Source organism: Microbacterium sp. HM-570, assembly GCF_054165885.1.
In genome coordinates, this window is sequence record NZ_CM135111.1 from 1,763,822 (window position 1) to 1,789,664 (window position 25,843).

The following is a 25,843-nucleotide window of genomic DNA, read 5'->3' on the forward strand; positions in this document are numbered from 1 at the left end:
CCGGCCGCCCAGGTCATGCTGCCGCTCCCGGCTTCCTGCGCTTGGCATCGCGGAGCTTCTTCTCCTCGAGCTCCTTCGCGACGACCTCACGCGCGTCTTCGGCTGCGACGTCGATGTCGATCTCGTCGAGCACTTCACGGGTCAGCTCCTCAGTACCGTCGCGCATCGCGTGGACGGCACCGAGAGTGATGAGTTTGAAGAGTGAGCCGATCATGCCCGTGGACCTCTCGTAGAGGTAGTCCGACTGCTCGCGCAACATCCTCGGCCGCGCGTTCGCGAGCACAAGATGCGTTTCGATCGTGCCAAGCAGCGACAGCCAGGTCTTGCGGTGCTCACCAACGGGGTGTTCGAACGGCGGAAGGGTAAGCCTGGTCCAACGTCGAGCAATCTGCGACATCGCGAGCTTCTTGTCGGTCTTGCTCTCGCTGAGGAGCCCGGTGTCGGCCATGTTCACACCCGTGAATAGGAACGTGGCGGGGTACTCGTTGGCGAGCCACTTCAGCTCGTTGGCCAGCGCTACACCCTCGTCGGTGTGGATCTTCAAGAAGTGCACGTCGTCGACGATGATCAGCCGGGTGCCATGACGACGGACGGACTCAGCAGCGAGAGTGGCCAGGTTGCGGTTCCGCAGATAGCGGGTATTCGCGGCGTCGGAGGAGGGGTGATTGTAGAAGTTCAGGATGGATTCGTTGAGGGCACGCGTGGTCGTGTTGCCCTTGAATGCGACGTGGCAAACCGGGATGTGCAGCGTCTGCCCTTCGTCGAAGTCCTTCCCGTGTCGCAAGATCTGCCGGCGGTGAAACGCTCGTCCGAACGCGTCGACCGCCGTGGTCTTCCCCAGTCCGGGCGGCGAGTCGATGATCGCCGCGCCCTTGACCCGTGACGGGCCCTGCTGGTTGGCATCGAGGAGGTCCCACAACCGAACGTTGAGCCGTTTCACCTGCGGTGTCGTCACAAGGAAGTTCGCGTGGTACCGCTCGCGGTGGTAGTCGTAGACGACACGTTCGTCTTCGCTGAGCTTTTCGATCTGCTTGGCGGACAGGCTCTGCGGCTTCTCCAGGGCGGGATCTTCTGCGAAGTGCCGCCATCCTTCCCAACGCGAAAGGAGCTCGTCGCGCTCCAGAGGCAGGATCACAGGTCCTCCAGCAGATCGAAGTCATCGAGGTCTTCGCCGACGAGCTCCTGCGCGCTCAGCGCAAGCGGATCGTGCTTCTCGCTCACCGGAGGCGGCGTCACTGATACCAATCCCAGCTCCTCGCTTAGGTCCGGTCCCGCCATCTGTTGCGCGATCTGCTTGGCGATGTGCGGGAAGAACGGGCTGTCGGGGCCGTCCGCCGTCTCGGCAAGCTGGGCGGCAAGTCGCGCGCTGATGCGCTTCTCGGCGGGCGTGCTCGCACGGCCAGCACCCCATCGTTCGAGGAGTTCGCCGAGCGCTTCGGACACATTGACCCCGTTGCGGCGGTCGAGTGCGATGCCCTTGGCGTACTCGAGAGCGTCGAAGCTGAACGGCACGGGGACTTTCGGTGCGTGCTCCCAACGCAGCACGTGCCAGGAGTTGTCGTCCGGGTCGTTGAAGTAGATCTGCGAGAAGTCGTCGGGATTCACCGAGAACTGCCACTTCCGCTTGCCCTTTGCCATCGCCCGCGACCGGTCGTAGTACTTCCCCACGATCTCGCCGCTATAGCGGAGCGTGCCGACCTCGACGCCGTAGTGATTGAACTTGCGCTTCACGACGGGGAGCATCTCGAGCAGCAGGTTCGGGTTCGACGGGACACGGATGCGGCCGGCCACCGCGATCCCCTGCTCGAATTTCTGCGCCGGGCTCATCTTCGCTGCGGGCAGCTGGGAGTCGACAAGTCCGCCATGCGGGCGGAGGTGATAGACCGTGGCGATCCACTCGCGAATGATCTGCTCAAGCTGCGGGATCGTGTAAACAGCTTCGCTCTCCGGCGCCTCGCCGCGGGACGCGATGTCTTTGCCCTTGTATCCAGGCAGTTCCTGAAGCATCTCGTCGATGGTCCGGAACCAACGCTCTACCCACGCCTTGTCGGTGCCGGTGTAGACATGTGCGGGCTGGATGGAGATCCCAAGTCGCTGGCACACGCTCGCGACGTGGATCGACATGAACGGCTTACCGTGATCGATGATGATCGTGTCGGGAAGGATGCCGGGTCGGCGAAATCGCAACGCCTTGAGGTTCTCGACGTCGATGACGATGTTCTCGGGCACGCCATGGAAGGGCCAGGTAGCTCGGTCGCCCCACTCGGCCGGCATCTCGCGGGGTGACAGCGCCTCCATCAGCACTCCCGCGACGTCGACCGCCTTGGTAGAGACGGGTGCGAGGCGGAGTCCGAGGATAGATCTGTCGTAGAGGTCGAGTGCGACTGTCAGCTCGGCGCGCATCCACTTGCCAGTGACGGGTGCGACGCCGAAGACGTTGAGGGGCGTGGTGTCGAGCACGACATACTCGCCGGGTCTCGTGGCGACAAGTCGGCCGTAGGGCACGGGCGGGCGCGTTTCGATCGATCGTTGTGCGCGCATGCTGGCGCCGAACGTTCCCTTGCCGCGGGTGAGCTCAGCGACCGCGTCACGAGCGGTTGACTCGGATGGGATCCGGACGTCGACATCCGGATACTCCCGCTTGACCCTCGCCAACACGATCGCGAGCGTGGTCGTCACACTACGCTTGGCGCCGCGCACGTTTTCCTCGACGACGCGTCGGCACATGTCCACCCAGCGCGGGTCGAGGCCAGAGAGCGCCGGCGTCCAGGACGTCTTCCTGAAGTCGAGCAGCGCGAGATCTTCGCCATCGTCGAAGCGATCGTCCCAGCGCTTGAGCGTTTTCGGGCTCACACCAAGCTCCGTGGCCTTGGTTCTACGGCGTTCGTGGATGGTGGTGAGCTTCGGGTTGTACTCCGGTCTTGGCTCGTGCGGCTGCGCGAGAGTCGGGATCCCCGACGCGAAACCGGTTCGCATCTCTCGAACGTGGGCCGCTTTTCGTCGCGCCTCGTCGCGTTGCGCTTCCGTCGCGTCCGCCCAGATCAGCGCAAGCGGTGTGAGTGCAGCTTCCTCGGACGGAAGACCGAACGCGTCCGTGGCGTCGCGGAGAAGCTCAACGAGCCGCACGCGTCGGGTCTTCTTCGCGCCGTCGACGAGGACAACGGCGTCGCCGGCGATCTCGATGACGGTGCAGAGATAACCGTCGAACGAAACAGTGCTGCCGACGCGGATATCGAAGGTGTGGCTCATGGCAACTCCAATACGGTGTGGGTGGCTAGGGCGGAAGTGAGGTCGCAGAGAATCGAGCGGCGCCAGAGCAGGTGCAGCACGACCGCTCGGGCATAGGGAAAGTCGTTCAGGGCGGATCCGGCGCTCCGGAGGGCGGAGCCGAGCGTGGCTGACGCGCGGATGGCCGCCTCGACCATCTCGACGTCGAGCTCTGGAAATTGCCAGAGGCGTCGATACCCCGCGAGGAAGCGGATATTTGAAAGCAGAGCAGGCTCCGGTTCGCTGACGATCCGGTACCCCCATCCGCGCGAACGGACGATGTCGCCCGCCCAACTGAGGGCACCAGCGATCTCCGGGTCTTCCAGTCTGCGCTTCGGCTTGACCTCGATCACTGTGAATCGATGGTCACCGTGCTCAACCAAGTAGTCGGGCACATAGCTTCGCTCGATACCGTCTCGATCGGCGATCAGCTCGAACGGCTGAGAGGCGATCCGAACCGCCCGGTCGTCGAAGTCCTCAAGGAGCAGCGCCGCAAGCTCGAGGCGACTCTCGTACCCGACGAAGCCTTCCGTGGTCGCGGACCAGTAGCGGCCCGGATAGTGCCGCTGTCCTCGATGCCAGCGGAACGTCCGGCGAGGCTCGGCCTCGAAAACGTGTCGAGCCTCGAGGTCCGCCAGTTTGCCCCGCTCGAGATCATTCCCATCCAATCGCAACGTGTACCGGGGTGGCGGCGTTGGCACGATGATCTCCTACGAATCGAGAACCAGGACTCATAACTCTTGATTCATTAACGTACGGAGATGGCGTTCGTTCTGCAGCTTCGACACGCGGGCAGAGATCTTCGCGTTGAGACTTCTCGCACGCCGAAGGATGCGGGTAGTGAATGTGACATTTACGCTGGGGTGCGTCAGATACACAACAATGCGCCACGCAGTCGGATCACGCCCCGCGATGCTCCTGCCGCGCTGAGCGCCTCATGCGAAAATGAGGCGGTGGAGACCGTGCCAACCGAGCAGAGCGAGGAGCTCTCGAAGCTAGCTTTCGGGAGCAACCACATGCTCGCGCTTATGGCGGAGATCGCGCGCTCTTCCGACGGAAAATTCTCCACGCCTTCGGTGTCAGCCGCGACGGGATTGTCGACCAGCACGATCCATGCCCTGCTGAAGCGACTCAAGCAGTTGGGACTTGTCCGCCGAACCGACGAGGTCACCCCCGAACGGGTCAGAATCTATCAGCGAGCCGTCCACCCCACGTGGGACTATGCACTGCGGCTCGAAGCCGAGGCCGACGCGCGCGCTGCAGGAACCTTCACGATTCAGTGGGAAGCGGCAACAGCGGGTCGGTAGTACACGCGCAAGACTTGCCATGGATGCCTATTCTGTATGGCATCCTTCCTGTATGAGCGTCGGTGAGGATCGCTATGAGTCATTTGCGACCGCAGTAGAGGATCCCTACTTCGGGGCTCTGCTCGGGACGATCGATGAACCCGATGGGACTTTGACCGCCAACCACGCCGGCCTCGTGACTCGCGCGTGGTGGGACACGCACGGAACTGGTCCAACGTGTGCTGAGCTCATCGAGGCCGTCCTCGAGGTCGATGACTGGGACACTGCCATCCCCGATCCGGGACGGATGGTTCTCCAACGCAACGAGCAACTCGACCTACTCCACCGCTGGCTGATCAGCTACTGGAGCCGACTCGGAACGATCTCCTACATCCCAGGGCATGATGACGTCATCAGGCCTGGCCGCGTGGTCGTGACAGTCGACGCCGAAAGTAACGAGCGTCGCTGAGCCGGCGGGCTCGGATCGAGGAGGATGCATGCGCGAGATCGTCATCGGCGGCCGCTCCCTTCGGGTCACGCACGTCGACACTGAGACGACTGAGTATGGCGACATTCAGCGCTACCGCATCGACGTGTCTGGTTCGGATGCCTTCACCCACCTGTCGAGCCTGCGCTCGTCGCCCAACCTCGATGCCCGTGTCATGGCGTCGGTGATCGACACCGAGCTGCTGCTTGGCTATGAAGGGAGCAGAGAGTCAGGCCTTCTGCGGGATCCTGGGATCCGCGCATGGCGCGACCAACACCGCCCACTGATCGAACAGACGTTGGACCGACTCCGCGACGAGATGAAGGACCTTCCTCCTGAGCCGGTGGGCGATGCGGAGCGACTCCTCCTGCGCGCGTTCGACATGAACGGCGACGATGAGGTTCGCGATGCTTGACTATCCGACGTTCGACTTCGATCAGGTCGACTTTGTCACGTCCGACACCCACTTCAGCCACGCCCGCATCAGCGAACTCGCGGATAGGCCGTACTCCACCGTCGACGAGATGAACGACGAACTTATGCGCCGGTGGAACGACATGGTCTCGCCCGACAGCGTCGTCCTCCACCTCGGCGACGTAGCTCTCGGCCCGATCGAAGAATCTATGGCGCTCACCGCGAAGCTCAACGGGCGTCGACTGCTCGTACCCGGCAACCACGATCGCGTCTCACCCGCGACCCAGTCGAAACAGGCGATCGAGCGATTCGTGCCCATGTACGAAGCGGCGGGCTGGGAGATCCTCCCAGAGGTCATCGAAGGAACCCGCCACGGTTACAGGATCATTGCCTCGCACTATCCCTACCGCGGCGATAGCCAGGAACAGGATCGACACACGTCGCATCGCCCGCGCTGGGACGACGGCATCCCGCTCCTCCACGGACACACGCACGCCCGCGACCACGGCCCGAACGGCCACCAGTTCCATGCCGGCGTCGACGCCCACGACTTCGCACCGATCCCGTTCAGCGTTATCGACACCTGGATCCAGAGCCTGCCAGGAATCGAGACCCGCCTCCAGACAGCGATCCGCGAGGCTCGAGCAGTCCTCGCCGACCTGGACAACACATCTCCGTCCCACATGAACCATATGTTCTACATGCAGGCGTACGACGATCTCCACATGCACCTCGAGGAACTGCTGACGGCGGTTGACGAGGCAATGGCACACCAAGGGCGACGCGGGCGCGGTGTCCCGATAGGATCGGCCATACCCGGATAAATCCGGCTCAATCCGCATGGGGGCGTGAATGTCAGAGCCGTGGCTCTCTGCCGACGACATCGCCGAGCACCTGGCCGTCACCAAAGACACGATCTACGCCTGGATAGCCGAGAAGGGGATGCCGGCCCACAAGGTCGGACGTCTGTGGAAGTTCCAGGCGAGCGAGGTCGATGCCTGGGTGCGTGGCGGCGGTAGCGCCGGAGGCGCTGCGTAGAGATGCGGATCATCAACAACGTGTCTGACCTTCTCGGCGACGACCTGAAGTCCGTGATCAACCGCGGTTCGAAGGTGCGCATCGCCGCTTCGACCTTCTCGATCTTCGCTTTCGAGGCGTTGCGGAAGGAACTCGAGCACATCGAGGAACTCGAGTTCATCTTCACGTCGCCGTCGTTCAGCAACGGTCAGGCTACGGACAAGCTGCGCAAGGATCGTCGCGAGTTTTTCATCCCGCAGGCAGAGTCATCGCTCTACGGGTCGGAGTTTGAGATCCGCCTCCGCAACAAGCTGACGCAGCGCGCGATCGCCCGCGAGTGCGCCGCCTGGGTACGCGAGAAGGTCACGTTCAGATCAAATGCCAGCGGTCATCAGATGCAGCAGTTCGCCGTCGTCGACGACGGAGCCGCTTACATGCCGCTGCAAGGGTTCACCACGGCCGACCTCGGGTACGAGCGCGGCAATGCGGTCTCCAATATGGTCACGAAGTTCGAAGGTACGCCTGAGGCGAGCAGCTTTCTCAACCTCTTCGATCAGATCTGGGCAAGCCCCGGCCAGCTGAACGATGTCACGCAAGCGGTCTACGACCACATCGCGAGCGTGTACGCCGAGAACTCGCCGGCGCGCGTCTACTTCCTCATCCTCTACAACCTCTTCGCCGAATTCCTCGACGACATCAGTGAGGACGTGCTCCCGAACGACCGCACGGGATATCAGGACACCAAGGTCTGGCAGAGCCTCTACAACTTCCAGCGGGATGCCGCGACGGGCATCATCAACAAGCTCGAGACCTACAACGGCTGCATCCTGGCCGACAGTGTCGGTCTTGGAAAGACATTCACCGCCTTGGCGGTGATCAAGTACTACGAGCTCCGCAACAAGTCCGTCTTGGTTCTTGCGCCGAAGAAGCTCGCCGAGAACTGGACGAACTACAACGCGAACCTTACGACGAACATCTTCGCGAGCGACCGGTTCAACTACGACGTCCTCGCGCACACCGACCTGTCCCGCACACGGGGCGAGTCGCTTGGCCTCCGGTTAGATCGCATCAACTGGGGCAACTATGACCTCGTCGTCATCGACGAGTCGCACAACTTCCGCAACGCTGACTACGCCGAAGAGAAGGAGTCGCGCTACCAGCGACTCATGCGGCAGGTCATCCGCGAAGGCGTGAAGACGAAGGTGCTGATGCTGTCGGCGACACCCGTCAACAACCGGTTCAACGACCTCAAGAACCAACTTCAGCTCGCCTACGAGGGCGAGTCCGAAAACCTGTCCGACAAGCTCAACCTCTCCACGTCGATCGAACGAGTGTTCCGCGACGCGCAGGCCATCTTTAACGAGTGGTCGAAGCTGCCCGCCGACGAGCGCACAGCGGATCGCATCCTGCAGATGCTCGACTTCGACTTCTTCGAGTTGCTCGATGCCGTGACTATCGCTCGTTCCCGGAAACACATTCAGGCGTTCTACGACATGAGCGAGATTGGCGCGTTCCCCGCTCGCCTTCGTCCGGCATCCATCCGCGAGCCGCTGACCGATCTCGACGACATTCCTCCGTTCAACGACATCTTCGAGCAGCTACAAGTCCTGACTCTTGCCGTCTATACGCCTCTTGCGTATGTGTTCCCGAGCCGTCTCAGCAAGTATGAGGACCTCTACAACGTCACCACCGGCAATGCCCGCTCCAATCTTGGTCAGAAGGGGCGTGAAGAAGGCCTGAAGAAGCTGATGACGGTGAACCTGCTCAAACGGCTGGAGAGCTCGGTCGAAGCGTTCCGGCTCACGCTGGCAAAAATCGAGAACGCCGTCGACCGCACGCTCGCGCGTGTGGACGGCCACGCAGGGTCAATGGCGGAAGTCAACGCAGACCTTACTGACCTCGACCTGGATCTCGACGATGAGGACGACGCGAACGTCGAGGCCCTCACGTTCGGTGAGAAGATTCGCATCGACATCAACGACATCGATGTCGAGTCGTGGCAGCGCGATCTCTGGCACGATCGGGAAACGCTACGCGAGCTTCTGGACGAAATGCGCAAAGTTACTCCGGGCCATGACCTTAAGCTGCGCAAGCTGCGGCACCTGGTCGAGCAGAAGGCAGAGCATCCGCTGAACCCCGATAACCGCAAGGTGCTGATCTTCTCCGCCTTCGCCGACACCGCGAACTACCTCTACCGCGAGCTCGCACCGGCGCTCCGGCAGGCTGGACTGGAATGCGCCGTGATTACCGGCGGTAGCCACGGCGCCAAGTCCACGATCGGCACAGGCTTTGACTTCCAGCAGATCATGTCGATGTTCTCGCCGCGATCCAAGCAACGGCACCTCACGATGCCCACGGAAACCCGCGACATTGATGTGCTGATCGGCACCGATGTCATCAGCGAGGGCCAGAACCTGCAGGACTGCGACTACCTCATCAACTACGACATCCACTGGAACCCCGTGCGGATCATCCAGCGTTTCGGTCGTATCGACCGCATCGGGTCGACGAACGAGGTCATCCAGCTCGTCAACTTCTGGCCCGACATCTCGCTCGACGAGTACATCAATCTCAAGGAGCGTGTCGAGAACCGAATGGTCATCGCCGACCTCGCCGGCTCGGCCGACGACAACGTGCTCAACCCTGAGGACTCGGATGCCGCGTTCCGCAAAGAGCAGCTCCGCAAACTCCAGAGCGAGAGCATCGAACTCGAGGATGTTCGCGCGGGGGTCTCGATCACGGATCTCGGCCTCAACGACTTCCGGATGGACCTGCTCGCCTACATGAACGAGTACGGCGACATCGCCACTGCCCCACGCGGCTTGCATGCCGTCGTTCCCGCAGACCCAGCGATCGGACTCCTACCCGGCGTGATCTTCGCCCTGAAGAACGTCAACGCCGACCCTGCGGTGAATCGGGGCAACCGGCTCCACCCGCATTACCTCGTCTACGTCAATGAGGATGGCGACGTCATCGCCGACCACACCGAGGCGAAGCGGCTACTCGACCTCGTCCGTGCCGGCTCTCGCCCACACGATGAACCAGTGGCGGACGTCACCCGCGCCTTCAACGAGACCACCAGCGAGGGCGCAGACATGAGCAAGTACTCGGCGCTGCTGACGGATGCCATCCACTCGATGATCGACGTCACCGAAGAACGCGACGTCGACAGCCTGTTCAGCGGTGGGCACACCACTGCGCTCACGCAGCAGATCGCGGGGCTCGACGACTTCGAGCTGATCGCGTTCATCGCTGTCGTTGACGCGGCAGGTGCCACGTGATCGACATCCTCTACCAGTGGCCGGCTGGTGCACGTTTTGGTGCGCGCGTACCCAAGGAGCGATTCTATGAACGCACCGCATCGACATCCGGTCTGCGTGAAAAGTTTGTCGCCGAGGTCAGCCGCATCAGCTGGGCCTACAAGCTTGCTGCCGAGACCATCAACCTCCCCGGATCGCCGGAAGTGCCCGAGATCGAAGTCATTCAGGTGGACGCCAAGTCGAACGACGTCAGCGCCCAGGTACTTGCGTCGATTGACAAGGCGATACCGAATCCGGTGATCTTCGAGGTTTGCCGCGACGATGCCCACGGCGGCGGCGTGCGCATGACGGCAGCGCACAACCCAGTTGGCTCCCCGGCACCGAAACCCAGCGCCTACTTCTCAACGGGCTGGATGCGAGGCGACTCCCCCCGTAGCCCGCTACCAACCGCAATCACGATGACTGCGCTGTACTCGGCGCTCATCGGTCCACTCACGCCACTCGCGCCTCGGGCTGGGGAGAGTCCTGCCGTCGTCAGCGAGCGGCTGGATGCCGTGCGCCGACTCAAGCGCGAGATCAGCGCCCTGGAACGCAAGCTCCGGTCCGAACCGCAACTCAATCGCAAGGTCGAGCTGCGTCGCGAACTGAAAGCCAAACAAGCCGAACTGGACCAGACAAGGTAAGCCATGGAAAGACTGCGAATGACATCCCCCGATCTCACCCGAGTAAACATCGACAAGATCGCAGACCTCTTTCCTGCGGTCGTCACGGAAGCACTCGACGCCGACGGGGAGCCAACCCGAGCGATCGACTTCGATCTGCTGCGACAGGAATTGTCCGACTACGTCGTCGAAGGGTCGCAGGAGCGCTACCAGCTCGATTGGCCCGGCAAACGTGCCGCCGCATTCGCTGCGAACGCACCGATCGCGAAGACACTGCGCCCGGTGCGCGAGGAGTCGGTCGACTTCGATACGACGAAAAACCTCTTCATCGAGGGCGACAACCTCGATGCCCTGAAGCTCCTACAGGAGCCTTACCTCGGCAAGGTCAAGCTCGTCTACATCGACCCTCCGTACAACACGGGGAGCGATCTAATTTACGACGATGACTTCATGCAATCGTCTGCCAGATTCTTGGTTGAGTCGGGACAGAGCGATGCTGCTGGGGCACGCTTAGTCGCCAACCCTGAAACGAACGGACGATTCCACTCGAACTGGTTGAGCATGATCTACCCGCGCCTAAAGCTCGCTCGGAATCTGCTTGCCGAAGACGGCGTCATCGTGATCTCGATCGATGATGGCGAACATGCCGGGCTCGTCGAGATCTGTAAGGAAATCTTCGGTTCGACCAACTACCTAGCGAGCGTTGCGCGCGTTACAAAGAAGACTTCGAACAAGGGAACGCACTTCGCGCCATCGAAGGACTATCTGGTTACCATCGCGCGGAACGCCGATGCGGTAGGTCCGTTGATGGACGAAGTCGACGAGGCGTATCGGCGGAAGTTCTCGGCGATCGACGATCGCGGAGCATTTGCGACGGTCGGCCTCTATCAAGCGAGCCTGGACCCGCTGCGAGGGTGCTCAAATCAGCGCTACTGGATCGAGTGCCCCGATGGATCGTTCGTTCTACCGCCGGGCCCCCGCCGTCCGCAGGACGTCGTAGACGCCGCGAACCGGCCACCTGAGTCTCGCGAGGATCGCGTTTGGCGCTGGAGCTACGACACTTACCAGCAGAAGAAGGATCTGCTGGTATTCAAAGAGACGGCAACCAGCCCGCTTCAGAATGGGGAGGGCCATCAATCCAAGTGGAACGTGTACACAAAGTACTATCTGGAAGACCGCCTCGCTGACGGCAAGCGGCCGCGAGACTTTCTGGATGGCGTAACCAACGACCAGGGGGCACGGGCCCTTGCGGCCTTGGGTATGGCGAAGTACTTCGACTACACAAAGCCGCCCGAACTGGTGCGTCGCTTGCTGGCGTGGATCGCTGATCCGGACGCGCTCGTGCTGGACTTTTTCGCAGGGTCCGGGACGACTGCCCACGCCGTCATGGAGCAAAACGCTGCGGACGGCGGGCGGCGGACATTCATCTGTGTTCAGATCGCCGAAGAGTTAGACGTCCAAAGCGACGCTGCCAATGCGGGCTTTTCGTCGATCGCTGAGCTGTGCCGAGAAAGGATTGCCCGAGCATCGGTCAAAGTCGGGGAGCAGGTCGGGCTAACCGGTGGCCAGCTTGACCTGGGTTTTCGGGTACTAAAGGTGGACTCGTCGAACTTCTCAGAAGTACTTCGCACCCCCGAAGAGACCGAGCAGTTGAAGCTCGCTGAACTTGAGGACGGCATCAAGCCAGGACGCACCGGCGAAGACCTCCTGTTCCAAGTGGTTCTCGAGTCCGGGCTTGAACCGAGTTTGCCTGTCTCCGTCGAGAACGTGGGAGGCCAAGAATTCTTTGTGGTCGATGATGGTGCACTCGTCGCCTGCTTCGAGGAAGGCGTCACTCAGGATGTCGTCCAGGCCCTAGCTCGAAAGGAGCCTTTGCGCGCAGTCTTTAGTGATTCCGGTTTTCCTTCAGACGACGCACGAATCAACGCGGAGCAGATCTTCAAAGAACTCTCACCGTCGACTGATGTGAAGGTCATCTGACTCTAATGAAGCTCCAGTTCAAGGTTCAGCAGTACCAGACCGAAGCTGTAAGTGCTGTGGTCGACGTGTTTGGTGGCCAGCCCTACGCCGACGGGGTGAAGTACCGCATCGATCCTGGGAAGGACGCGTCGCCCACGCTCCTGGCTGACGCGGGACTTCGCAACGCGGAGATCGCGCTGACAGCGCCACAGCTCTTGGCCAACGTGCATCAGGTGCAGCAGGCACGCGGGCTGGAGTTGTCGAAGGACCTCAGGGATCACGTCAAGAAGTCCGCGGCGCCGATCAATCTCGATATCGAGATGGAGACCGGTACCGGAAAAACGTACGTCTATGTCAAGACGATCATGGAGCTGCACAATCGATACGGATGGTCGAAGTACATCATCGTCGTGCCGTCGGTCGCGATCCGCGAGGGTGTGAAGAAGTCCTTCGACATCACCGGCGAGCACTTCCAGCAGCTTTACGGCACGAAACCACGCACCTTCATCTACAACTCGTCGCGATTGCACGAGATCGAGCGGTTCTCATCAGACGCGGGCGTGCAGGTGATGATCATCAATGTGCAGGCGTTCAATGCCACCGGCAAGGAGGCCCGCCGCATATACGAGGTGCTGGACGACTTCCAGTCACGCAAGCCGATCGACGTGCTTGCCGCGAATAGGCCGATCCTGATCATCGATGAGCCGCAGAAGATCGAAGGTGACGCGAAGAAGCCCTCGAAGTCGCTGGAAGCGCTGACCTCGTTCAATGCCCTCTTTGCGCTGCGATACTCCGCGACGCACAGAATCGAACGCACCAAAGTGCACCGTCTCGACGCCATCGATGCCTACAACCAGAAGCTGGTGAAGAAGATCGCGGTGCGCGGCATCACCGTCAAGCACCTGGCCGGCAACAGCGCCTACCTGTATGTGGACGGCCTCGAGATCGGGAAAGGCGCCGACTTTCCGAAGGCACGAGTCGAGCTGGAGGTGCAGACCGCTCAGGGCATCAAGCGGCAAGTGAAGCGCCTCAGCCACGGGACGAACCTGCACGACATCTCTGGCGGCATCGAGGCGTATAAGGGCCTCTTCATTCGCGACGTGGACGCCAACCGCGACATCATCGAGCTGAGCAACGGTGACATCATCGGCGCCGGCGAGGTTACCGAGGACGTAGCCGAAGACCAGAAGCGACGCATCCAGATCCGTGAGGTCATCCGTGCCCACCTGGGCAAGGAGCGCGAGCTGTTCTCGCAAGGAATCAAGGCTCTATCGTTGTTTTTCATCGACGAGGTCGCCAAGTACCGCGACTACGAGCGCGAGGACACTCTCGGCGAGTACGCCCGAGTGTTCGAGGAAGAGTATGAAGCTGTGCTCGCCGACTACCTCGGTGAGCTCGACCTAGATGAGGCGGTGGAACGCTACCGTGACCATGTCCAGGCGATCCCGGTGCGCTCCACCCACGAGGGGTACTTCTCGATCGACAAGAAGTCCAAGCAGTTCATCGACGGCAAGATCGCAGCCCGCGGCGACTTCGCAGGCCAATCGGACGACGTCGACGCCTACGACCTGATCCTGAAAGACAAAGAACGGCTGCTCTCCTTTGAGGAGCCCGTCCGATTCATCTGGTCGCACTCCGCGCTGCGCGAGGGCTGGGACAACCCGAACGTGTTCGTCATGGGCATGCTCAAGAAGAGCGACAACACGACGACACGACGACAGGAGATCGGCCGTGGTCTGCGACTCTCCGTGGATCAGCACGGAGAGCGGATGGATAATCCCGTCACCGTCCACGACATCAACGAACTGACCGTCGTCACCGACGAGTCCTACACGGACTTCGTGACCGCTCTCCAGAAGGAAATCATCGAGTCGCTGTCGGCGCGGCCACGCAAAGCAAGCGTCGACTACTTCGTGGGCAAGCCGATCACGCTGGGCGACGGTTCAACGAGCGCCCTCGAAAAGACAGTCGCGCAGGCTCTCTACTTTCACCTGATCAAGAACGACTACATCGACGAGTCCGGCCTGGTCACGCAGGCATACAAGGATGCGCGAGCCGACGGAACCCTCGCCGTACCGACCTCCGAGATACTCAAACCCGTCATCGACTTCGTCTGGCCGCTCGTCGACGCTCTGTACCTCGACGTGCCGAAGCCAACCGACGGACGCAAGCCGAAGAGGATTCCGCTCAACGAAGCCAACTTCAACAAGCGCGAGTTCCAGGAGCTCTGGGGACGCATCAACCACAAGGCCGTCTACCAGGTCGAGTTCGATTCCAAAGAGCTGATCGACAACTGCATTCGCGTGCTCGACACCTCGCTCAACGTCACCGTCATGCAGTACCTCGTCGAGAGCGGCAAGCAAGTCGTTGGCCTCGAGATGGAACAACTGGAGGCCGGCACAGGCTTCAAAGTCTCCGAAACGAAGATCGAGCATTCGGCCGTGTCGGCAGGATCAACCGTCAAGTACGACCTTCTGGGAGAGATCGCGGAGAAGACGCAGCTCACCCGCCGCACCTGCGCGTCGATACTCACCGGCATCCACCCGGGTACGTTTGCGAAGTTCAAGCAGAACCCCGAGCAGTTCATCACCGAGGCCGCCCGACTCATCAACGAGCAGAAGGCGAGTGCCATCGTCGAGCACCTCAGCTACGACCCGCTCGACAACCGCTACGAATCGTCGATCTTCACAGAGAACCAGACCGCGCAGGACCTGTCCAAGGCCGGCGACAAACTGAAGAAGAGCGTCTACGAGTACGTGGTCACCGACTCCAAGGTCGAGCGCTCGTTCGTCGAGAAGCTGGACGTCAGCGACGAGGTCGTCGTCTACTCGAAGCTCCCGCGCGGCTTCTTCATACCGACGCCGGTCGGCGACTACAACCCCGACTGGGCGATTGCATTCCGCGATGACGACACGAAGATCAAGCACGTCTACTTTGTGGCCGAAACGAAAGGGTCGCTCTCGACTCTTCAGCTCAAGGGCGTCGAGAACGCCAAGATCGAGTGTGCCCGCAAGTTCTTTGCTGCGCTCAACGCGAAGACCGATCGAGACGTCACTTACGACGTCGTTTCCGACTACTCCGAACTAATGCAGTTGGTGATGGATTGAACGCACTAGCAGTGCAGAAGCAGGACGCTGGTGATCCTCGAACAGTTTTGTGCGGGGTGCGTTCGAGCGGGCGGTGGAGTAGTGACTCAGCCGCTGAAAAGGCGAAGCCCCACCGGATGTCGTGTGGGCCATGGTGAAGATCCGAGATTCCGGCCTAGAGGCGTCGTCCCGTGAGTCGGAGATGCTCCGACTCACCGCTGCTGCGAGCGAGCATTCACGCGCGCTATTTGAGCGCTTCCTCGACTGCGTTACGAAGATCGAGATCCTGGACTCCATGAACTCAAACGAACCGGGATCAGCCGCCGAACGGGCCGCGCTGGAGAGTCGCAAGGCTCGCGTCCTCGAAAAGCTTGAGGGACGGGCCAAGGTCGGCATCGCGGAAGCACTTGCGAACCTGAAGAAGCGGCTCACCGAGGCTCATCCCGAGTGCGTCCGGCACCTTCCGAAAGTCGAACTTCCCGCTTCTGGCCCGTCGTATGCTCGGCTTGCTTGGTTGGTCTCGACCACTGCGTCGGGTCGTAACGAGTTCCCGAGCGCGCTGAGACACTGCCTCGAAGCAGGTGCACGATGGCATGCGGAGTCTCTGATCTTGCTCTGCGTCACTTCCCAGGAGTCTCACCGACTCGCTGTCGCCGGCCGAACATCGCACACCCGCAATGAGTTCGGCTCGACAAAGTTCCACTGGATCTCGACGCTCATCGCCGACGGAGTCGATGCTTGGGCGTCAGCGAGAGGCGGTCTCGCCGCGACGTGTCTAGGACATGGTCAGACCAGCGCAGTCGCGCGCCTGATTGACGGCACCGATCCCTGGATGCTCAACACCGCCGTCGTAGACTCGCTACATCCCGTGGTGCGAGACGCTCTTATCGCGAAACGTCAGGACCCCAGCCGTATCGAGTCGCTGCTCGAAAGCCATGAGCCAGAGCTCTATCCTCTGGTGCCCGGCGATGAAGGTCCCCGTATTGGTAACGCGACGGCATTCGTCTTCAACCTCGACCTAACGCTGTTCTCTGCGATTCGGTCGACGCTCGGCTCCGACGCCCAGGGGGACGCCTTTGAGTTTGTATGTGCGTTCATCTGCCGACGCATCGGACCGCGCGACGCGAAGATCCACCGGGACTCCTTGGTGGTCGACATGAAGGGGATGCAGAAGGGTGACGAGGTTGATGTTCACATCGCTGGCGCGCACGTCGACGTGGTGTTGGAGTGCAAGTCCTATTTACCAGCGCGCGACTCAGCTGCGGCGGCGAACAGCTTCCTGAACGATCTTCAAGCGGCACACAAGCAAGTCGACCGCCGCGTGACCCGGCTCAGAGGCGGTGCTTGGATTCGAGAGAGGCAGGGCGGCTCCGACAACCCGGCCGATGGATTCGTCGTCTCGCTGCACGACTATTCGGGCGAAGCATGGAACGTTCGCGCATTGGCCGAGGACGGTGATGTCGCCTTTACCGCCCTCCCCGTTCAGTCATTCGCCATGGTCGTAGGCGCGATGAAGTCAACCGCCGAGCTTCGGGAATTCCTCGAGTTGCGCCAGGCTCTCATCGACATCGCGGCGATGGGCGGCGATGAGCTGGAGTATCTCCTCGCGTGGCTCGATGGGTGGACACCCGATTCCTTACCGGACGGGACCGGCTACGTCGTCCAATTTCGCCCTTACACGATGCCGATGGCGACTCTGATCCAAGCGGAGTACATCAGCCGTGATGCGTGGCGATCGCTGCTTGAATCTAGTCGCATCCCTGTGCATCGTTAGGGGCCAGCGCGGCCGAAATGTCCATATGGACACACCGTGGACATTTCACGTGCGAAATGGACATCTTCAAAAAAAACCTACAGACGTGTAGGGATCAGCAGCAAATGTCCACCACTGTGTACCAGTTCCAGCCCCACGAGGTGCGAAATGTCCATGGGCAGTGCTCGCGGGCGCCGGTCGAGATGTCCACAGTCGCCATCTCAGGCTCGGGCGTGTCGAGTGGCTAACCACCCGACACGCCCGATGTGGTTCACCGCAGGCCGCGCGCGAGCTCCAGATCGTCGAATTGGACGGATCCTTCCACTGCGCTCAGCACGATCGATCCGCCCGGAGTGTCGGTGGTGCGCGCGTTGAGAGCGACACCGTCGACGTAGAGCGTCGCAATGTCGCCGTCGACGATGATCTCGAACCGGTAGTCACGGCCGGCTTCCCAGGTGATGGGACGCTCCAAGCCGCGGTTGTCGTATCGGTACCAGGGGTAGTTCGGGCGGCGATCGAACAGGAGCCTGTTCTCGCCGAACAGCAGCTGGAACTCGTAACCCTGCCCCGTGGCTGCGTCCTCAAAGAGCCGAATCGACGCGGAACGCGTCCCCTCGGCAAACTTCAGCTCCCCGCTGAGCCGGAACAGGTTGCTGGAGTCGGTGGCGATCTCTTGTTCCGCGACGCCGTCCACGTTCGCAGCCTGTACCGCGTCGAGGTGCACGCTCTCACCGAATGCGGCGCGGACTCCGGCTGGGGGCGCGACGCCGAGCGACCCGTCGGGGCGCTGATATACCTCGTGCACCACAAGCGTGCCTCCCCACTCCCAGTTGCCGCGCGGCTGACCATCGGTACGGGTGGGCACCCATCCGAACAGGTAGCGACGCTCGCCATCGGTCGCGGAGCGAGCGGCGTAGTAGGCGCGCCCGTCGAACGCGTCGTCGACCGGTGCGACCCAGGGGCCGTCCAGCGACTGGGACATCCGGTAGACAGTCTTGGACTTGTCGCTGTACTCAGTCGTCAGCAGATACCACCAGTCGCCAATCCGGAACAGGTCGGGCATTTCGTGCATGCTGTAGAGGCCGGGGGCCCAGAAGTCACCCTCGAAACGCCAGTCCTCCAGATCGTCCGATCGGAACGCGACCGTCGAACCGGTGAGCACCTTCTCGCCGGCTTTGCGGGCGCCGAGGATCATGAGGTAGTTGGAGGCGTCTTCGTCCCACAGCACGAACGGGTCGCGCCAGTCGTTCGGGTCGTAGCCCGGCTGCGGCGGGACCAGCTTCCGGTCCGACTTTCGCCAGGTGAGGAGGTCGTCGCTCTCGGCGATCATGAGGACCTGGGATGCCTTGCCCTGCTCGGGATAGTCCCGGTTGTAGCCGGTGTACATCGCGTAGTAGGTGCCGTCGGCCTCGAACACGCTGCCGGCGAAGATGAACTGGTCTTGGTCCTCGTCTGCACCCTTGTGCAGGGACTCGCCGTGGTCTTTGTAGGACACGAAGTCGGTCGTGGTCGCCAGCGCCCACCCGAACGGTTCACCGAACGGTCCTGGTTTGCGGGTGTCGCGCTGGTGGTACAGATGGAACTCGCCGTTCGCGAAGAACGGCATGCAGTCGCCGAACCACACCCCTTCGGGCTGGTAGTAGATGCGGTGCACGGGTTTCCTTTCGATTGTGAGGGAAGTCGGAGCGGGCTCAGCGGCCACCCATGCCGCTGAGCGCGATGCCCGAGACCAGGTAGCGCTGCAGAGCGATCACGATGATTGCGCTGGGAATGACGGAGATAGTGGAGGCCGCCATGAGCAGGTTCCACTGGTTGCCGGTCTGACCGAGGAACATGTTGAGCCCGAGCGGCACCGTGGCCATGTTCACGTCGCTGACGATCAGAAGCGGCCAGAGGAAGCTGTTCCAGTACCCGATGAAGGTGAATACCGCGAGCGTTCCCAGCGCGGGTGTCGCTAGCGGGAGGATGATGCGCGTGAACGAGGTCCACCGGCTGGCGCCGTCGATGCGGCTCGCTTCCTCGAGCTCGTCGGGGAGGGTGAGAAAGAACTGCCGCAACAGGAAGGTGCCGAACGCGGTGAAGGCCCACGGGATGATGAGCGCCTGATAGGAGTTCACCCACCCCAGGTTGCGCATGAGGATGAACATCGGGACGATGAGCACCTCCTGCGGCACCATGAGGGTGCCGAGGTAGATCAGGAAGGTGCCGTCTCGTCCCCGCCACTTCAAGCGCGAGAACGCGTAGGCGGCCATCGCGGAGGTAAGGACCACGATGAGGGTGCCGATCCCTGACACGATGAGGCCGTTGAGCATGAACCGGCCGAACGGCAGGTAGTTCCACGCGGCGGCGAAGTTTCCCCATTCGATCGACGAACCCACCAACGCCGGCGGGTTCGAGAAGACCTCTGAGGCCGGCTTGAGAGCGGTGGACACCATCCAGATGAAGGGGATCAGTGTGACGACGGCCGCGAGGACGACAAAGACCTGGGAGATGCCCAGTCCGACTTTGCGTCGGATGACGTGTCCGGAGACGGGGGCGACGCTCATGAGTAATGCACCCACTTTTTCTGGCTACGGAACTGGACGAAGGTGATGATCATGATCAGGACGAACAGTGACCAGGCGATCGAGGAGGCGTAGCCCATCTCGTAGGACTGGAAGCCCTTCTGATAGAGGTAGAAGACGAGCGTCGTGGTCGAAGATCCCGGGCCACCGCCGGTCAGCACGAACGGCTGCGCGAAGACCTGCAGCGAGGAGATGATCGTCATCACGGTGGCGAAGAAGATGCTGGGCGTCAGCATCGGAAGGGTGATGCTCCAAAGCCGTCGCCACCAGCCGGCCCCATCGATAGCTGCCGCTTCATAGAGGGACTGCGGGATCCCTTCGATGCCCGCGATGAAGATGATCATGTTGTATCCGAACCCGGCCCACACCGACATGAGGATGACGGCCGGCATCGCCCACTCGGAGCTCCCGAGCCAGTTGGGCCCGGTCGTGCCGGTGAAGGTCTCGAAGAACCAGGCGATCAGCCCGTCTTCTGGGGCGTAGAGCAGTCGCCACACCACGGCGTTCGCGACCATGGGGCTGACGACCGGGAGAAAGAACACGAACCGCAGGAAGCCCTTCGCCTTCACCTTCGACGTGAGCCAGATCGCAAGCGACATCGACACGATGAGGTTCAGAACGACGTATCCCACGACGAAGTAGATCGTGTTTCCGACGACCTGCCAGAAGATTGGATCCTTCGTGAACAGCCGGATGAAGTTGTCGAAGCCGACGAAGACGGCTTCGCCGATCATCGGCCACTCGTAGAAGCTCAGTGCGAGCGAAGCCCCGATAGGGATGATCGTGAAGCAAAGAAAGCCGAACAGGTTCGGGGTGAGGAACCCCAGTACTGATCGAGTGTCGTTGTTGCGCCTGCGACGACGCACGGGCGGTGTCTTCTGAGTGGGCGGCGCGGATGGCTTCACGAGCGTGGTGTGCATGATGTTGTGCTCCTCATTGGAGGGGGCCTGCGCGGTGGCTCGGCCCCCTCCGAAGATGAGATTCGTCAGGGCGCGACCTGCGCCTGGACCTGCTCGAGGACGGTCTCAGGTGACTCGCTGCCGTTGAAGGCTTGGACGCCGTACTGCTGAAGCAGCGCCGAGGTCTCGTTCCACTTCGGAGTGGTGCGGTACGGGTCGACCGTCGCCAGCGCCGTGTCGATCGCTTCCTTGGCGCCATCGACACCGGCGACCTCGTACCAGTTCGCCTGCGCGTCGAGGTATGCGGGAAAACCGCGGCCGGCGTCAGCGATGTACTTCTGTGCCTCAGGGCCGATGATGACCGAGATGGCCTGCCACGCCTCCTCCGGGTGCTCGCACGAGGTGGTGACGCCGAATCCCGTTCCGGACATCGTCGTGATCGAGGTGCCATCGAAGGCGGGGGTGGTGGCCAGGCCGATCGTGAACGGGACGTTCTCCTTGGCGTTGATCAGCTGCCACGGACCGTCTACGTACATCGCGGCGTTGCCGCTGCGCCACTGGTCGGCCGGCCAGTTGGAAGCACCGGACGCCGGCGGCGCCGGAGCGACCTTCTCCTGCGTGGCGAGGTCTGTCACCCACGTGAAGCCCTCGACGACCTTGTCGTTGGTCAGGTCGGGCTTGCCGTCCTTGATGTACGTGCCGCCGATGCTGAGCACGTAGGGCAGCCACATGTCTGGGGTGCCGTCGGCCACGAACCCGTACTTGCCGTCCTTCGTCAGCGCCTTCGCCGCCGACATGAACTCCTCCACTGACCATCCGGGTGTGGGAAGCGGGACGCCGGCCGCGTCGAACATGTCCTTGTTGTAGTAGAGGACGTAGGGCCCGAGGTCGTACGGCACCGCCAGCTGCTTGCCGTCCTGCTGGAGGCCTTCGACGATCGACGGCGCGTACTCGTCAATGTCGAAGCCCGTGGTCTCGAAGGAAGGCGTCAGGTCCGTGAACAGCGACCCGACGTCGGGTACGCGCTGCGCCTGCAGTCCGGCGATGCAGGCGAGGTCGTTGCTGGCCGCCTGAGCGGTGAGCTTGTTGTAGTAGTCCTTGAACGGCGTGCTCTCGAACGTCACCGTGATGTTCGGGAACTCCTCGTGCACCATGTCCGCGAGGTGATTCCAGACGTCGACTTCCTTCTGGGAGTCGGCCGACATGATCCAGCGAAGTTCGACGTTGCCGTCGCTGGCTGCCTCGTTCCCTCCACCCGCGCAACCAGCGAGCAGGACCGCGCCGATCGCCGCAGTTGCGGCGGACCCGACGATTCTTCCACTCTTCATTGATGTGCCTCTCTTGTGTCGGTGGCCGCTTCTAGTGCGACCGACAACGTTGTCGGAGCGATGCTGGCATAGATTTCCTGCTGTCGCAAGCAAAATCCGATAACGTTGTCAGAAGGGAGGTTGTGACCGATGACTCAGCAGCCATCAGGCGTGCGTGCGGCACGGCCCACGATGAAGGATGTTGCCGCCCTCGCCGGCGTCGGCATCAAGACCGTTTCGCGAGTCGTGAACGGCGAGAAGCACGTCAGCGACGAGACGCGGGAAGTGGTGGAGCGAGCGATCTCGCAGCTTCGATTCCAGCGCAATACCAGCGCCGCCAGCCTGCGCAACGGCTCGTCGTCCACGATCGCGCTGATCCTGGAGGACATCTCCGAACCGATTCAGGCCACCATCGCCCACGCCGTCGAGGACGTCGCGCGGCGCCAGGGAAGCCTCGTGTTCACCGCGTCATCGTCGGGGGACCCTCAGCACGAGCGCGACCTCAGCGAGTCGTTCATTGCCCGACGAGTCGATGGTTTGATCATCGTCCCCTCCCCCGCTGACCACGGATACCTGCAGTCGGAGCTGACCGGGGGCTTGCCGATCGTGTTCGCCGACCGACCACCTCAAGGCCTGGTTGCTGACACTGTTCTCAGCGCGAATCGCGACGGCGCTCTGATGGGTGTCCGGCACCTTATCGAACGCGGCCACCGGCGCATCGCTTTCATCGGCAACGTTGAGAGCGTGCACACCGGACGCGACCGGCTCGCCGGTTATCGCGATGCGCTTGCGCAAGCGAGCATCCCCTACGACGATCGCCTGGTCCACCTCGGTGAACCCAACTCCTCCCGGTCTGAAGCGGCGCTCTCGGCCGTCCTGACCCTAGACGAGCCGGCAACGGCACTGTTCACGGGCAACAGCCTCAATACGATCGCGACACTCCGCGCCGCGAACTTCCCGAGCGGTCTGGAGCATGTCGCATTCGACGACCACGAGCTGTTCGATCTGCTCGCCCACCCGATGACGGTCGTCGCCCAGGATCCCGCGGTCATCGGCGAAACCGCTGCCCGGCGCCTGTTCGATCGGCTTGAGGGGCTCACCGACCCGGCAACGGTGACAGAGCTGCCAACTCAACTCGTCATCCGCTAGCTCACCGACGATGACGGCAACACCTACAATCCAGCAGGGAGTTCACGATATGAGCGAAGAGGTCCTCGTGGTGGGCGAAAGCTTGATCGACATCGTCCGGACGGTGGGCGAGCCCGGCGTCGAAGTCGTGGGTGGCTCCCCCGCGAACGTGGCGCTCGGGATGGGGCGACTCGGAACGACCCCCCGGCTGCTGACTGCTCTTGGCAATGACGCCCGCGGCCACAGGATCGCTGAACTGCTGGAACGGTCCGGGGTCAAAATCGATCCGGCATCCTGGTCGCTTCAGCACACCGCGACGGCAGCGGCTCTCATCGACGCACGGGGCGTGGCACAGTACGAGTTTGACATCGAATGGAACGTGCCAGCGCCGATTCAGCTGGCTGCTGCGCAAGTCGTCCATCTCGGATCGATTGCTGCTTTCCTGCCTCCCGGAGCGGACACGCTCACTGCCTTCATCGACGAGCTGCAGGGGCAGGCGATGGTGACCTTCGATCCCAACATCCGGCCAGCTCTCGTCGGATCGCACGCGAGTGCGGTCGCCCGTGTCGAGCATCTCGCCTCACGCTCGAACGTCGTCAAGCTCAGCGACGAGGACGCCAGCTGGCTGTGGCCGGCAGCCTCCTCGGACGAGGTCCTCGACCATCTTCTCGAGTGTGGCGCGACGCTCGTCGCCCTCACCCTGGGCGGGGCTGGGGCCGCTGCCGCCACGCGGGACCACCGCGTACAGATCGCGGCACCCACGGTGCCCGTGGTGGACACCGTGGGTGCAGGCGACACGTTCATGGCTGCGCTCATCCACCGTCTCGTCACCCAACCAGACCTCCTGCACAGCACGTCTGAGTCCGAGTTGATCCGCGCGGTTCACTTTGCAGTCATCGCAGCGTCCATCACCGTGCAACGAGCAGGAGCTGATCTCCCTACGACGAAGGACGTGCACGCCGCACTCCAATCGCAATCAGGAGTTGCGGCGAAGGAGACCCTGCGATGAGCGAACCCGTCATCTTGCACGCGACCTTCACCGCTCGAGCGGGCGAGGAGCGTCGCGTCGCACGCCTCATCAGTCAATATGCCCGGGTTGTCCAGCAAGAGCCCGGGAACCTTATGTTCGAAGTCAACCTGGTGCGGGATACTCCTGAGCGCTTCTTCGTCTATGAGGCCTACTTCGACGAAGAAGCATTCCGTGAGCACCTCAACGCCCCCGCCGGACAGGCGTTCACCGCTAAACTCAATACCGTTCAGTTAAGGGTTTGAACGTGAACTCGGGGACTGTTCGCGGGTTGTGGCCAACGACTGTGGTGGTCGCGTTTGGCAAGCCATTTGGAGATCTTGCGTTTGATCACGCGGGGGTTTGAGCGCTGTCGGCGCGCAGGGTTCAGGCGTTTGAGAAGGCTGAGGATGGCGTGACGCCATGCGGCGACGGCAGTGTCAGGGCGCTGAGGGGGAAAAAGAGCCCGAGGCGACTGAGCGGCGGGCTATGCGTAGCGCTGCGACGAACGAGACCCGGTCGGGGTCCCGTCCGGCGTGGGCGGCGGCGTCGACCATGAGGGTGCGGATGGCGTAGTGGCAGCACAGGTGCCCCCAGATTTCTTGTTGGACCAAATCGGGAGACTTGGAGCGCAGCACGCCCCTGGGGCCACGCTGATGTGTCTTCAACTCGTCAAAGGTGGACTCGATCTCCCACCGCTCGGAATAGGCCGCAGCGAGGTCTTCGGCGGTCACCTCGGCTGGATCCAGGATCGTGGTGAGCAGCCGATACGACTCGGGGTTCTCCCTCCCGTCCTCGATCGTGTAGTCGATGACCCGCACCTTCAGCGGCGGTGTCGACTTCCGGTCGGTGCCGGAGGTGGGGATGATCTCCGCCAACCATGACCCGTCGGGTAGAGCTTCCCGAAACCGCGGGCGCAGGTTCGTCTTGACCCGCCAGAGCAAGTCTGCACCCGTGGCCGCGGCTTGCTGCCAGAGTGTGAACCCGTAGAAGCCTCGGTCGGCGAGCACCAGCATTCCAGGCTCCAGCCTGTCGAGCAGTTCCCGAGACAACGCGATCTCCGAAGTGGTGCATGGGCCGATTTCAGCGTCGAGGATGGCATGGGTGCCGCACTCGGCCAACGCCACCAGCCGGGCCTGCGGAAACGCGGCATGCTCACCCCGACTCGACGCGGGGCGGCCGAAGAAGTCGACATTCGCCGGCGTGTCAGCCAGATCCAAGACCGTGCCATCGATCGCGACCAGTCTTCGTCCGGCCAACCACGAACCCGGTGTCGCCGGCCTGGCCAGCGGGCGCGCCACCCGGGTGAACAGGTCACGCACGGGTTCGAATCCGAGCCGGGAGCGGGCTTGGAAGATCGCCGACTTCGACGGCGGCGACCATGACTCGGCCCAGCCCGAGGACCATGCCAGCCCATCCGTCAGCTGGGCGAACACATCCTCGTAGGAACCCTCCGAGTGCAACGCCATCCCGATCGAGAAATACGCCATCACCCGCGCCGGCAACGACCGATTCCGTTGCTCGGTACGCCCGGCATCAGCAATCACCTGATCAACAACCTCCGCAGGAAACACCCGTGTCAGCAAACCCACCGACACCAAATCCGACAACCGGCGGTCAGAAACCGGCTTCACCCAACCAGAACGAGGCATACCCCAAAACTACCGCACGAACCCTTAACTGAACGGTATTGCCGCTAAACTGACGCCCCTGATCGTCGAACCAGCCAGCGAACTGACGTTCCTCCG

21 protein-coding genes are annotated in these 25,843 nt (G+C 62.2%); 13 read left to right on the plus strand and 8 right to left on the minus strand.

From position 1 onward, the window contains the following. Positions 1-13: 13 nt before the first annotated feature. From ACT9TC_RS08370 to ACT9TC_RS08380, 3 genes are read right to left on the minus strand one after another with little or no spacing between them, the layout of a single operon-like run. Complete coding sequence (locus tag ACT9TC_RS08370) at positions 14-1,135, minus strand: AAA family ATPase (protein ID WP_458040107.1); 1,122 nt, start codon at positions 1,133-1,135, stop codon at positions 14-16. Then, a complete protein-coding gene (locus tag ACT9TC_RS08375; RefSeq protein ID WP_458040108.1) occupies positions 1,132-3,249 on the minus strand; it encodes a hypothetical protein in 2,118 nt (705 codons plus the stop codon). Before ACT9TC_RS08375 ends, ACT9TC_RS08370 begins: the two co-directional genes overlap by 4 nt. Further along, positions 3,246-3,968, minus strand: a complete 723-nt coding sequence (locus tag ACT9TC_RS08380) for a TnsA-like heteromeric transposase endonuclease subunit (RefSeq protein ID WP_458040109.1) — start codon at positions 3,966-3,968, stop codon at positions 3,246-3,248. The genes ACT9TC_RS08375 and ACT9TC_RS08380 overlap by 4 nt, the downstream gene beginning before the upstream one ends. A gap of 252 nt (positions 3,969-4,220) precedes the next feature. On the opposite strand from ACT9TC_RS08380, the gene ACT9TC_RS08385 reads away from it, so the two are divergent. The 10 genes from ACT9TC_RS08385 (at position 4,221) to ACT9TC_RS08430 (ending at position 17,212) form a co-directional block, all read left to right on the plus strand. Then, entirely contained in the window at positions 4,221-4,574 is a 354-nt protein-coding gene (locus ACT9TC_RS08385; RefSeq protein ID WP_458040110.1) for a MarR family transcriptional regulator, read from the plus strand. A 52-nt stretch (positions 4,575-4,626) separates the two neighbouring features. Beyond that, positions 4,627-5,022, plus strand: coding sequence for a hypothetical protein (locus ACT9TC_RS08390; RefSeq protein ID WP_458040111.1), 396 nt, complete (start codon positions 4,627-4,629; stop codon positions 5,020-5,022). 28 nt (positions 5,023-5,050) lie between these two features. Beyond that, positions 5,051-5,455: a hypothetical protein gene (locus ACT9TC_RS08395; protein WP_458040112.1), complete on the plus strand. Its 405-nt coding sequence runs from the start codon at positions 5,051-5,053 to the stop codon at positions 5,453-5,455. Beyond that, positions 5,448-6,278, plus strand: coding sequence for a hypothetical protein (locus tag ACT9TC_RS08400; RefSeq protein ID WP_458040113.1), 831 nt, complete (start codon positions 5,448-5,450; stop codon positions 6,276-6,278). The genes ACT9TC_RS08395 and ACT9TC_RS08400 overlap by 8 nt, the downstream gene beginning before the upstream one ends. Before the next feature lie 28 nt (positions 6,279-6,306). Then, complete coding sequence (locus ACT9TC_RS08405) at positions 6,307-6,492, plus strand: helix-turn-helix domain-containing protein (RefSeq protein ID WP_458040114.1); 186 nt, start codon at positions 6,307-6,309, stop codon at positions 6,490-6,492. A gap of 20 nt (positions 6,493-6,512) precedes the next feature. After that, positions 6,513-9,752, plus strand: a complete 3,240-nt coding sequence (locus ACT9TC_RS08410) for a helicase-related protein (RefSeq protein ID WP_458040115.1) — start codon at positions 6,513-6,515, stop codon at positions 9,750-9,752. Further along, a complete protein-coding gene (locus ACT9TC_RS08415) occupies positions 9,749-10,414 on the plus strand; it encodes a DUF4391 domain-containing protein (protein ID WP_458040116.1) in 666 nt (221 codons plus the stop codon). Before ACT9TC_RS08410 ends, ACT9TC_RS08415 begins: the two co-directional genes overlap by 4 nt. Before the next feature lie 18 nt (positions 10,415-10,432). Further along, positions 10,433-12,373 carry a site-specific DNA-methyltransferase gene (locus ACT9TC_RS08420; protein WP_458040117.1) on the plus strand — a complete coding sequence of 647 codons (1,941 nt, stop codon included), beginning with the start codon at positions 10,433-10,435 and terminating at the stop codon, positions 12,371-12,373. A gap of 5 nt (positions 12,374-12,378) precedes the next feature. Continuing rightward, a complete protein-coding gene (locus tag ACT9TC_RS08425; protein ID WP_458040118.1) occupies positions 12,379-15,459 on the plus strand; it encodes a type III restriction-modification system endonuclease in 3,081 nt (1,026 codons plus the stop codon). Positions 15,460-15,589: 130 nt separating this feature from the next. Next, positions 15,590-17,212: a hypothetical protein gene (locus ACT9TC_RS08430; RefSeq protein WP_458040119.1), complete on the plus strand. Its 1,623-nt coding sequence runs from the start codon at positions 15,590-15,592 to the stop codon at positions 17,210-17,212. Positions 17,213-17,462: 250 nt separating this feature from the next. On the opposite strand, the gene ACT9TC_RS08435 is transcribed toward ACT9TC_RS08430, so the two are convergent. From ACT9TC_RS08435 to ACT9TC_RS08450, 4 genes are all read right to left on the minus strand, one after another. Next, complete coding sequence (locus ACT9TC_RS08435; RefSeq protein ID WP_458040120.1) at positions 17,463-18,845, minus strand: family 43 glycosylhydrolase; 1,383 nt, start codon at positions 18,843-18,845, stop codon at positions 17,463-17,465. Positions 18,846-18,882: 37 nt separating this feature from the next. Continuing rightward, on the minus strand, positions 18,883-19,737 hold the full coding sequence (locus tag ACT9TC_RS08440; protein WP_458040121.1) for a carbohydrate ABC transporter permease: 855 nt from the start codon (positions 19,735-19,737) through the stop codon (positions 18,883-18,885). After that, complete coding sequence (locus ACT9TC_RS08445) at positions 19,734-20,675, minus strand: carbohydrate ABC transporter permease (RefSeq protein WP_458040122.1); 942 nt, start codon at positions 20,673-20,675, stop codon at positions 19,734-19,736. Before ACT9TC_RS08445 ends, ACT9TC_RS08440 begins: the two co-directional genes overlap by 4 nt. 65 nt (positions 20,676-20,740) lie before the next feature. Beyond that, the gene (locus ACT9TC_RS08450; RefSeq protein WP_458040123.1) at positions 20,741-21,982 is read right to left on the minus strand and encodes an ABC transporter substrate-binding protein; all 1,242 of its coding nucleotides are present in this window, start codon (positions 21,980-21,982) and stop codon (positions 20,741-20,743) included. Between the two features lie 129 nt (positions 21,983-22,111). Here ACT9TC_RS08450 and ACT9TC_RS08455 point away from each other — a divergent pair, with 129 nt between their 5' ends. The 3 genes from ACT9TC_RS08455 to ACT9TC_RS08465 are packed head-to-tail and all read left to right on the plus strand — an operon-like array spanning position 22,112 to position 24,361. Beyond that, positions 22,112-23,110 (plus strand): LacI family DNA-binding transcriptional regulator, encoded by a 999-nt coding sequence (locus ACT9TC_RS08455; RefSeq protein ID WP_458040124.1) that lies wholly within the window; start codon positions 22,112-22,114, stop codon positions 23,108-23,110. A 49-nt stretch (positions 23,111-23,159) separates the two neighbouring features. Then, positions 23,160-24,098 (plus strand): carbohydrate kinase family protein, encoded by a 939-nt coding sequence (locus tag ACT9TC_RS08460; protein ID WP_458040125.1) that lies wholly within the window; start codon positions 23,160-23,162, stop codon positions 24,096-24,098. Continuing rightward, complete coding sequence (locus ACT9TC_RS08465) at positions 24,095-24,361, plus strand: putative quinol monooxygenase (RefSeq protein ID WP_458040126.1); 267 nt, start codon at positions 24,095-24,097, stop codon at positions 24,359-24,361. The genes ACT9TC_RS08460 and ACT9TC_RS08465 overlap by 4 nt, the downstream gene beginning before the upstream one ends. Positions 24,362-24,535: 174 nt before the next feature. Here the strand turns inward: ACT9TC_RS08465 and ACT9TC_RS08470 are convergent, their stop codons facing one another. Next, positions 24,536-25,747, minus strand: a complete 1,212-nt coding sequence (locus tag ACT9TC_RS08470) for an IS4 family transposase (protein WP_168914865.1) — start codon at positions 25,745-25,747, stop codon at positions 24,536-24,538. Between the last annotated feature and the right edge of the window lie 96 nt (positions 25,748-25,843).